Source organism: Corallococcus sp. 4LFB (genome assembly GCF_046520365.1).
Taxonomy (GTDB): Bacteria; Myxococcota; Myxococcia; order Myxococcales; family Myxococcaceae; genus Corallococcus; species Corallococcus caeni.
Window position 1 is genome coordinate 1 of the sequence record NZ_JBKGHJ010000335.1, and the last position, 9,839, is coordinate 9,839.

Annotated in this window: 11 protein-coding genes; 5 read left to right on the forward strand and 6 right to left on the reverse strand. The window is 69.8% G+C overall.

The features are described from left to right. From ACLEQD_RS29050 to ACLEQD_RS29065, 4 genes are all read right to left on the reverse strand, one after another. Nucleotides 1–450, reverse strand: a 450-nt coding sequence (locus tag ACLEQD_RS29050) for an Hpt domain-containing protein (RefSeq protein WP_410388454.1), incomplete at its 3' end; no start/stop codon positions are given. Nucleotides 451–512: 62 nt separating this feature from the next. Further along, nucleotides 513–1,772 carry a methyl-accepting chemotaxis protein gene (locus ACLEQD_RS29055; protein ID WP_338276793.1) on the reverse strand — a complete coding sequence of 420 codons (1,260 nt, stop codon included), beginning with the start codon at nt 1,770–1,772 and terminating at the stop codon, nt 513–515. A gap of 5 nt (nt 1,773–1,777) precedes the next feature. Then, entirely contained in the window at nt 1,778–2,194 is a 417-nt protein-coding gene (locus ACLEQD_RS29060) for a Frizzy aggregation protein FrzB (RefSeq protein ID WP_410388456.1), read from the reverse strand. After that, entirely contained in the window at nt 2,191–2,673 is a 483-nt protein-coding gene (locus tag ACLEQD_RS29065) for a chemotaxis protein CheW (RefSeq protein ID WP_120607143.1), read from the reverse strand. Before ACLEQD_RS29065 ends, ACLEQD_RS29060 begins: the two co-directional genes overlap by 4 nt. Before the next feature lie 179 nt (nt 2,674–2,852). Here ACLEQD_RS29065 and ACLEQD_RS29070 point away from each other — a divergent pair, with 179 nt between their 5' ends. After that, on the forward strand, nt 2,853–3,719 hold the full coding sequence (locus tag ACLEQD_RS29070; RefSeq protein ID WP_410388458.1) for a response regulator: 867 nt from the start codon (nt 2,853–2,855) through the stop codon (nt 3,717–3,719). A 13-nt stretch (nt 3,720–3,732) separates the two neighbouring features. Here the strand turns inward: ACLEQD_RS29070 and ACLEQD_RS29075 are convergent, their stop codons facing one another. Beyond that, complete coding sequence (locus ACLEQD_RS29075) at nt 3,733–4,434, reverse strand: hypothetical protein (protein WP_410388460.1); 702 nt, start codon at nt 4,432–4,434, stop codon at nt 3,733–3,735. A 32-nt stretch (nt 4,435–4,466) separates the two neighbouring features. Further along, nucleotides 4,467–5,777 carry a radical SAM protein gene (locus tag ACLEQD_RS29080; RefSeq protein ID WP_410388462.1) on the reverse strand — a complete coding sequence of 437 codons (1,311 nt, stop codon included), beginning with the start codon at nt 5,775–5,777 and terminating at the stop codon, nt 4,467–4,469. Between the two features lie 181 nt (nt 5,778–5,958). Between ACLEQD_RS29080 and ald the strand changes: the two genes are divergently transcribed. The 4 genes from ald to ACLEQD_RS29100 form a co-directional block, all read left to right on the forward strand. Continuing rightward, nucleotides 5,959–7,086 carry an alanine dehydrogenase gene (ald, locus tag ACLEQD_RS29085; RefSeq protein WP_410388464.1) on the forward strand — a complete coding sequence of 376 codons (1,128 nt, stop codon included), beginning with the start codon at nt 5,959–5,961 and terminating at the stop codon, nt 7,084–7,086. A gap of 259 nt (nt 7,087–7,345) precedes the next feature. Beyond that, a complete protein-coding gene (locus tag ACLEQD_RS29090; protein ID WP_143908841.1) occupies nt 7,346–7,987 on the forward strand; it encodes a sigma-70 family RNA polymerase sigma factor in 642 nt (213 codons plus the stop codon). 51 nt (nt 7,988–8,038) lie between these two features. After that, nucleotides 8,039–8,890 carry an anti-sigma factor family protein gene (locus ACLEQD_RS29095; protein ID WP_410388466.1) on the forward strand — a complete coding sequence of 284 codons (852 nt, stop codon included), beginning with the start codon at nt 8,039–8,041 and terminating at the stop codon, nt 8,888–8,890. Between the two features lie 189 nt (nt 8,891–9,079). Then, the coding region (locus ACLEQD_RS29100; protein ID WP_410388467.1) for a response regulator at nt 9,080–9,839 on the forward strand (760 nt) is incomplete at its 3' end.

Here is a 9,839-nt window from a genome sequence, read left to right on the forward strand (position 1 = left end):
CGCCTGCTCCACGGGCTTGGGCGGGGCGGCGGCGGGCTTGCGCACCGGGCCCAGCGCGGGCACCGGGTGGCCGGACACCTCCGCCAGGGCCTTGACCATCTCCTCGGTGGTGCTCGAGCCAGTGTGGGCGGCGTCCAGGTCCTCGATGAGGTCCGACAGCACGTCGCATGCGCGGAGCATGACGTCGGTGGCGGTCTCGGTGGCCGTCTTGCCTTCGCGCTCGGCGCGCAGGACGTCCTCGGCGGCGTGCGCGAGCTGCCCGATGGCGGCCAGGCCCAGCATGCGGGCCTCGCCCTTCATCGTGTGCAGTTCGCGCGCGACGTCGTCCGCGGCCTGCTCCGCGGTCTCCTTCTCCAGGTCGATGACTCCCAGCTGGATCTTCTGGAGTCGGTCGGCCGTGACCTCCTGGAACTTCTTCAGGAGGGATTTCTTGAGGGCCTCGGTGTCCATGGGTCGCGGGCGTCAGGGCGCGCTGTGCGCCCCTCGACCCATTTCTCCCCTCAGGAGAACGCCTAGTCGGCCTTGAACCGCTTGATGAGCTCGGCGAGCCGGCTCGCGAGCTGGGTGAGCTCCGCGGCCGCCCCGGTGGCCTGCTTCGACGCCTGCGTCGTCTGGCGCGTCACGTCCTCGATCTCCGCCATGGACGCCACCACCTGCTCGGTGGCCGTGCGCTGCTGCTGGGTCGCCAGGTTGATGACCCGGGCCGCGTCGCTCGTCTCCTGCACGCCGGCGAGGATGCCCTCCACGGCCTGCGCCGCCACCGCGCCCAGCTTCTCGCCGGACTCCGTGGCGTGCTTGGACGCGTCCGCCGCGCCCGCCGCGGCCTGCGTGGCCTCGCGGATCTCGGTGATGAGGTTCTTGATCTCCTTGGTGGACTCCAGGACGTTCTCCGCCAGGCGGCGCATCTCCGCCGCGACGATGGAGAAGCCCTTGCCCGCCTCACCCGCGCGGCTGCCTTCCAGCGCCGCGTTGAGCGCCAGGAGGTCGGAGCGGTCGGCGATCTCGTCGATGACCTCCACCACCGTGCCAATGCGCTCCACGCGCTTGGACAGCTTGGAGATGGAGTCCGCCACCGCGACGCCGTCGCTGCGGATCTGCTGCATGGCCTGGATGAACTCGCCAATGGCGCCACGGCCCGCGCGGGCCGCGCCCAGCGTCTCCTCCGCCACGCGCGCCACGCTGCCCGCGTTCTCCGCGATCTGCGCGGAGGCGTGCTTCAGCTCCTCCATGGTCGCGGTCGTCTCGTGGATGGCCGCGGCCTGCTCGGTGGAGGACGTCTCGTGCTGCGTGGACGCCGCCAGCACCTGGTTGGCGGAGGACGACAGCCGCAGCGCGGCCTCGTTGATCTCCCGCACGAAGATGCGCAGCGTTTCAATGACCTTGCCGAAGCCCTCCAGCAGGGGCCCGAGCTGGGGGTCCTCGGTGGACGTGTTCCAGCGCGACAGGTCGCCCTCGCGCACCAGGATGATGAGCGAGTCGAGCGCCTGATCGATCTCCTGGGCCGCCACCTGCTTGCGGTGTTCGGCGGAGGAGAACTGCTCCAGCACCTGGTTGAGCAGGTGGCCGAAGCCGGTGGGGTCCGCCTGCACGCGGTCCTGCGGCACGCGCGCGTTCAGGTTGCCGGACAGCACCGACATCAGCGTGTCGGTGAAGGGCTTGAACGGATCCGCCACCGTGTTGGCGATGACGGACTCCGCGCCGGCCTTCACGCCCGGGGACTTCCTCGCGCCGCGGGACTTCGCGGGCTTCTCGTTGGGGCTCTCCAGGGACATGTGTGTCAGTGCCTTCCTTGCGTCTTCAAGGTTTCCGCCAAATCAATGAGCAACACGGGACGTCCCGCCTCTTCATCCAGGCAGACGCCCACCGCATATGAAGCCGCCGCCGCGGCGGCCGGCATGCGGCGCAGCCCGGCGAGCGGGATGGTGCGCACCCCGTTGACGGCGTCCACCTTCAGGTGGCCCTCGCCCTCGGGGGTGTCGAACACGATGGCCCGGTGCCCCTTGTGGGGCAGGCCCAGGTCGCGCACGGTCAGGTCATCCGGGAGCGCGCGGTCGATGCGCAGCACGGACGACGCGTCCGTGCCGTACTCCGAGTCACCGATCTGGAAGAAGAGGACGTCCACCTCTCCCGCGGCGCGCTCCGCTTCCCCATCCAGCCCGGAGGCCGGCTCCTCGCGCAGGACGTTGCCGCTCATCGCACCACCGCGCGCTGACGGGCCGTCTGCAGGAGCTTGGAGAAGTTGAGCAGGTTGAGGCCGTCCGCCGGCCCCGAGCCCTGCACGACGCCCAGGAGGTGCTCCGCGGCCTGATCACCACCCAGGGGCGGCGGCAGGATGTCGGAGACGGGGATGCGGCGCAGGCCGAGCACGGTGTCCGCCACCACGCCGGACACGTAGTTGCCGCTGACGCCCACGAAGATGCGGGTGCGCGGACCGATGCGCGCCTCGCCCTTGCTGAGGAAGCGCAGGAGGTCCACCACCGGCAGCACCTGGCCGCGGTGGCCGGTGACGCCCAGGATGAAGGACGGCGTGCGCGGCAGCGGCGTGAGCAGCCCGGCGCGCAGCACCTCCAGCACGTTCTCGCTGGGGACGCCGAAGCGCAGCTCGCCCACGCGGAAGCAGAAGAATTCCAGCTCCGGCCGGGCCTGGGCGGCCACCGTGCGGTCTGGCGCCATGCGCAAGGCGCGTTGCAGGGGGGAGGAGTTCGGGGTCAAGGCGGTGAAGTATCCAGGACCGGGAGAAAGGGGGTCAAGGGTCCATCGTCCGGACCGGACCGGCCGCCTGCTCTCCGTTTCGATGGTCCAACGTGACCCAAAGGTGTAGGGTTGTGCGCTGGGAGCCCCTGAGGAGGACGATGTCCCGCGTACTGGTCATTGACGACAGCCCCATGCTTCTGGAGCTCACGGTCCGGGCCCTGACGGCCGCCGGCTACGAGGCCAGTGGCGCGCAGGACCTGGCCACGCTCAACCAGAAGCTCACCGAGGGCCCGTTCGCGCTCATCCTCATGGACGTGAACATGCCGGAGATGTTCGGCGACGACGTCGTCGAGTACCTCCGCACCCAGAAGGGCGTCACCGCCAAGCTCGTCCTCTACTCCGACATCTCGGAGCAGGAGCTGGACGCGAAGACGAAGAACTCCGGCGCGGACGCCTACATCCTCAAGAGCGGCGGCCTGGAGGGCGTGCTGGGGGGCGTCATGGGCCTCATCGGCGCCCCGGCGCTGAACATCCCCGCCGCGGTCCCCTCCCCCGCCCCGGCCGCCACGCCTGCTCCCGCAGCGCCCCCGGCCGCTCCCGCCGCCGGCTCCGGTGGCCTGCCCAAGGCCCCCATGGCCGCCGGGGGGCGCAAGCCGCGCATCCTCATCGTGGACGACAGTGAGATGACCGCGCGGATCATCGAAGCGGACCTCGTGTCCAAGGGCTTCGAGGTCCACGTCGCGGACACCGCCGACAAGGCCACGAAGATCATCCTGAAGAAGCAGACGCGCCCGGACCTGGTGCTGCTGGACGTGCGCATGCCCAACGTGAACGGCGAACAGTTCTGCCGCTTCATCAAGAGCAACAGCCTCTTCAAGGGCATCAAGGTGCTGCTGTGCTCCGGTGAGAACGTGGAGGAGCTCCAGCGCATCTGCCGCGAGGCCGGCGCCGACGGCTACATCCCCAAGGACGCCGTGATGGGCAGCCTCGTCGCCAAGGAGCTGATGCCCCCTGGCGCCGAGTAGCCGCCCGCGCGCCTCAGGGCTTCGCCGCCGCCTCGGGCGTCACGGACGCGTCGGGCGTCGCGGCCTCCTGGGCCGGGCAGCTCGTCTTGGCGGCCCGCTCCTGCAGCTGCTCCTGGACCTCCGCGGCCTTCGCCTCGGAGGGCTTCGCGTTCTCCACGAAGCGCTGGTACGCGGCCAGCGCCTCGCAGGGCTTGCCCAGCGCGTCGTAGGTCTTCACCAGTGAGTTGAGGATGGGGCGCTGGCCGGGCTGCAGGTCGAACGCCTTCTGCAGCTCCGCCGCGGTCTCTTCGGTACGCCCCAGCGCCTCCAGGGAGAGCCCGCGCCATACGTGATAGCTCGCGTTGTTTGGCTGCGCGGCCACCAGCGCGGTGGCGGCCTTGAGCGCCAGCTCCTTCTCCCCGGCGCGCGCGTTGGCCGTGTACGCCAGCTGGAGCAGGACGATGTTGGGGCCGCACTTCTCACCGAACGCGTCCGTCACGCGGGTGAGGCCCTTCATGTCGCCGGTGTCCAGCAGCAGCTGCGCCAGTTGCTGCGCCTTCGCCTTGTCGCACGGCGTCTCCGCCAGCTCCTCGCGCAGCTTGCGCACGAGCGGCTTCTTCAGGCCGTGGTCGAACTCCGGCTCCTCGGGCGCCTTGCTGCACGCGCCGAGGACGGCACCGGAGGAGAGACAGAAGACGGCGAGGCGGAACGCGGAGCGGAGGGAGGAAGCGGACATGCCGTCCTGCGTAACCCTTCCCTCCCGGACGGTCAAACCTCCGGCGTGCCCGCGGCGTTCTCGCGCTCGTCCAGGCCGCGCGCGAAGTTGCCGATGATGAGCCCCGGCCGCGCCGCCTTCAGCCGGTTCAAGAGCGTGCGGATGCCCACCGGCTCGCCGCCCGCGCCCACGCCCCGCGCGACCTCCAGGTACTGGAGCGGGTCGATGCACAAGGAGCGCGTCTGCACCTGATCCACGCGGTACCTGCGCACCAGGTCCTCCAGCGCCCGCACCTCGCCTTCGCGGTCGGTGACGCCGGGGAACAGCAGCAGGTTGAGCGCCAGGTACGCGCCCCGCTCGCGCGCCAGCGCGATGGACGCCTCCACGTCCTCCCAGCCGTACTTCACCGGCTTGTAGTAGGCCTCGTAGAGCCCCTTGGACGCGGCGTTGAGCGACACGCGCACCGCATCCAGCCCCGCGTCCAGCAGGGCCTTCAGCCCGTGCGTGAGGCTGGCGTTGGTGTTGATGTTGATGGAGCCCCGGTCCGTCTTCGCGCGCATCATCCGGATGGACTCCGCGATGAACTTCCAGCGCGTGAGCGGCTCGCCCTCGCAGCCCTGGCCGAAGCTCACCATGGTGCGGCCCGGCGCGTGCTCCAGGTGGTACAGGCCGATGGCCGCCATCTCCTCCGCGGAGGGGCCGTCGTCCATGCGCTCGTGCGACGCCGGGGGGCCGTCCTCGGGCTGATCCGAGATGCACCCCACGCAGCGCGCGTTGCACATCACCGACGCGGGGATGGCGCCCTCGTCGCGCGCGTAGAAGATGTTCTGCGACGTGAAGCACCGGTACAGCAGCGCGCACGTCTTCAGCTGCTTGAGCACGCGGCTGTCCGGGAAGCGCTTCAGGTGCGCCGTCACCAGCCCCTTCAACTCCGGCGTGGAGTACGACTCCGGCTCCCAGTGCGAGCGGCGGTCGGTGTGGATGGCCCACGCGAGCGGGCCCTTCTCCCCCCACGCCGCCGCCGTGTACGCCCACTGCGGCAGGATGGGGCCGCTGCCCTTCACCTCGCCCGGCAGGAACGTGCGCGTGTAGCCCGGCGGCAGCAGCGCGCCGACGGCGTTGGGCACGAACGTCTTGCCCCCCACCTTCATCTCGCGCACCAGCTCCAGCTCACCGGAGTCCGGGTTGAGCCCCACCGGCAACCGGCCGGGCAGGTGCACCAGTCGCCCGGCCGCTGGCAGGGCAATGGGCTTGTCCTGCGGGGGCACGAGCTCCTCGCCGCTGCGCAGCGTGGCGATGAGATAGGGATGCTCCATGACCCGACCCTTGGGGTCCGCGAAGAGCAGTTTCGGCGCGTGCGTCATGCGCTGTTAACTACCACGGGCCGGGCGGCATGCGTCCAACGCCTCGCGTCATGCGGATGGCTGAATGCGGCCCATCACGGCGGGTCCCCTGGCTCGGCCGTGCGCGCCTTGAAAGCGCCCATGCCCTGGTCTATGGGTCCGCCACGTTTTCCAGGCAGTCCCCCATTCGTCGGAGGCAGTCGTGATCGTCGGAGTCCCCAAGGAGATCAAAACCCGCGAGTACCGTGTCGGCATGGTGCCTGCGGGCGTGCGCGCGCTCACCAGCGCGGGGCACACGGTGCTGGTCGAGACGAACGCTGGCGTCGGCTCCGGCATCCCGGATTCGGAGTACCAGCGCGTCGGCGCGCAGATCATCTCCACCGCGGATGAGGTCTGGAAGCGCGCGGAGATGGTGTGCAAGGTGAAGGAGCCCATCGCGCCCGAGTACGAGCGCATGCAGCCCGGGCAGATCGTCTACACGTACTTCCACCTGGCCGGCGTGGACCCGGAGCTCACCAAGACGCTCCTGAAGAAGAAGGTCACCGCGGTCGCCTACGAGACGCTGCAGCTGGACGACGGCAGCCTCCCGCTGCTCAAGCCCATGTCGGAAGTGGCCGGCAAGATGGCCATCCAGGTGGGCGCCGCGTGCCTGGAGAAGGCCCACGGTGGCAAGGGCATCCTGCTGGGCGGCGTGCCCGGCGTGCGCCGCGGCCGCGTGGCCGTCATCGGCGGTGGCGTGGTGGGCCTGTGCGCCGCCAAGGTCGCCGTCGGCATGGGCGCGGAAGTGACCATCCTGGACGTGAACCTGGAGCGCCTCACGTACCTGGACGACGTGTTCCTCGGCCGCGCGCAGACGCTGGCGTCGGACACGGAGTCCATCGCGCGCACCGTGCGCGAGTCGGACCTCGTCATCGGCGGCGTGCTCATCCCCGGCGGCAAGGCGCCGAAGCTGGTGTCGCGGGAGCTGATTGGCGAGATGGAGCCCGGCTCCGTCGTCGTCGACGTCGCGGTGGACCAGGGCGGCTGCATCGAGACCTGCAAGCCCACCACCCACGACAACCCCACGTTCACCGTGAGCGACGTCGTCCACTACTGCGTGGCCAACATGCCCGGCGCGGTGCCGCAGACGTCCACGTTCGCGCTCACCAACACCACCCGCCCCTACTCCCGGAAGATCGCGGACCTGGGCCTGGTGGAGGCCGTGAAGTCCGACCGCGCCCTCCAGCGTGCCATCAACACCTACAATGGCCACATCACCTACGAGGCCGTCGCCAAGGACATGGGCTACGACTACGTGCCCCTGATGGACGCGCTCGGCGGCAAGAAGTGACGTAGCGGCTGCCTGCCCCACGGCCGGCCAGCCCTGTGCTGGCCGGTTGTCTGGGTGGAAGCGTTGTACGGGTGTCCCATCCGGTTCCCATCCTGAGGAATAAATGATCCCGCCGGGCGTCTCCGCACTCCAGAAGCGGGCATGCGGGCGGCGCGGCAGGGGAAAGCGTTGTTGACCCGTCTGTTCCGGTGCATAGATTGACCGTTAGGCAGGCGACGCATTCCCCAATCATTTCGGGCCCCTGGAAGGCGGGAGCATGATGCTGGACTTCAGGCAACCCAACCGGACGAAGCAGGAATTCGAAGAGCTGGCGCTCGCGCACCTGGACCCGCTGTATTCAGCGGCGCTCCGGTTGACCAAGAACGAGCGCGACGCCGAGGACCTGGTGCAGGACACCTGCATGCGGGCCTACCGCTTCTTCGACAAGTTCGAGCGCGGGACCAACATCAAGGCCTGGCTCTTCAAGATCCTCACGAACACCTTCATCAACCGCTACCGCCGCAAGGTGAAGGAGCGCACGGTGGTGGAGGGCGTGGAGCGCGAGGCGGTGCATGAGCGCTTCGTGAGCCGGGACGCGACGGACTTCGCGGCCAACCCGGAGCAGTACTTCTTCGACCGGCTCTTGTCGGACGACGTGCTGCGCGCCATCGACTCGCTGCCCATCGACTTCCGGCTGGTGGTCATCCTCGCGGACCTCCAGGAGTTCTCCTACAAGGAGATCGCGGAGATCCTCGAGTGCCCCGTGGGCACCGTCATGAGCCGCCTGTTCCGCGGCCGCAAGCTCTTGCAGAAGACGCTGCGCGAGTACGCGGAAGGCCAGGGTGTCTTCCGCCATGACGGAGACCCGGTGCAGGTTCCGGCGGACCTGGAAGAGTACCGGCGCCGGAAGAAGGCAGGCTAGAAAGAGGTTGGAGGGGCGTCGCCTTCCCTCCGCCCACCTCATCGAGCGCCCATGACCTGCCAGGAACTCGAGCGGTTGCTGTATCCGTACCTCGACGGCGAATTCCAGCCCGAGGAACGCCATGACGTGGAGTCGCATCTCGAAGGCTGCGCCGCGTGTGTCGCGCGCGTGGACGAGGAGATGCAGCTCCGCCAGACGCTGCGCCGCGCGGCGAAGCACTCCATCTCCGCGCAGGGCACGCGTGCACCGGCGTCGCTGCGCGCGGGCATCCAGTCCGGCCTGCACCGCGAGCACCGCCGCTCGCAGGTGAGCCAGTGGCTGCGCGCCGGGGCCATGGCCCTGGTGGTGGTGACGGTGAGCGGCGGCTGGATGATGTACCAGTCCGGCCAGGCCCAGAAGGCCACCATCCTGGAGGCCGTGCGGCGCCACACGCGCCAGCGGCCCCTGGAGTTCGTCGCGGGCACGCCGGAGCAGATCGAAGCGTGGTTCAACGACAAGGTGGAGCACCGCATCACCCTGCCCCGCCTGCAGCAGGCCCGGCCCGTGGGCGCGCGCTTCTCCACGCTCAACGGCCAGGAAGTCGTCTACGTCAGCTACGAGACGCAGCCCCGCGTCACCAACGAGCCCAAGCGCAACATCGGCGTGTTCGTGTACCCGGCGACGGGCCAGCGGGTGATCAAGGACGAGGGCCCCACGGTGGAGAACGTCGCCGTGGACTCCAGCCAGGCGTACAACGTCGTGACGTGGCGTGAGCAGGACGTCACCTATGAGCTGGTGACGGACCTGGACGACGCCGCCATCCTGCAGATGCTGCGGGATCAGGAGCACCGCTCGAACGGCCTCGTGCGCCCCGCGCAGGTGAAGCCCGCGGTGAGCGTGCAGCCCGTCTCGCTACAGCCCTGAAGTCCTCGCCCCGGCGAGGGCTTGCGTGGTCGCCTGCCCAACTGAATACCGGGCGTTGCGCCCGGTGTGAAGATTGACGGTCCCAGGCATGGCCGATAGCCTCGACGGCGTCTTCACTCTCGCGCGCCGCCGCTGCCGTTGCTCTTGGCGTCACTCCGCGCGCCGCACCCCCAGGACGGCCGTCCCTTCATGTCCAAGCGAATCCTGATCGTCGAAAGCGACGCCACCCTCGCCACCTCCCTGCAGCAGGCCCTGGAGGCGCGGGGCTTCTCCGCGCAGACGACGGGCGACGGCAAGGGCAGCGTGGAGCTGATCCGCCGTGAGCGTCCGGACCTCGTGGTGCTGGCGGTGGACCTGTCCGCGGGACAGAACGGCTACCTCATCTGCGGCAAGCTGAAGAAGGACGACGAGCTGAAGACGGTGCCCGTCGTCATCATCGGCAGCCCGGACGGCTTCGCGGCGCACAGCAAGCTCAAGGCGCGCGCGGACGAGTACGTGGCGAAGCCCGTGGACGCCAACGTCCTCATCGAGCGCGTGGGCGGCGTCATCGGCTTCCCGGAGCCGCCCGCCAGCGACGAGGTGGTGGACGAGAGCCTCACGCTGGACTCGCTGGGTGACGAGCCCGCGGCGGACTTCGGCGAGGAGATCGCCGTCGACACGGGCGAGGAGCCCGCGGTGCCCGGGGAAGACCTGGACATGCTCGACGACGCGTTCAGCGACCTGTCCGAGCCCGTGACGGGCACGCCCGAGGAGGAGCCCGTGGTGGCGCCTCCGGAGGAGGCGGAGACGCCGTCCGGCCTGGAGGAGATCTCCGCGCTCGACTCGCTGGGCCCGGACAACGACGACTCGCTGGACGTGCTGGCCGGCCTGGACGACGAGCCGGAGGAGAAGACCGTCGTCGGCTTCATGCCGCCGGTGGATCCGGAGCCCGTCGCCGCCCCCACCCCGC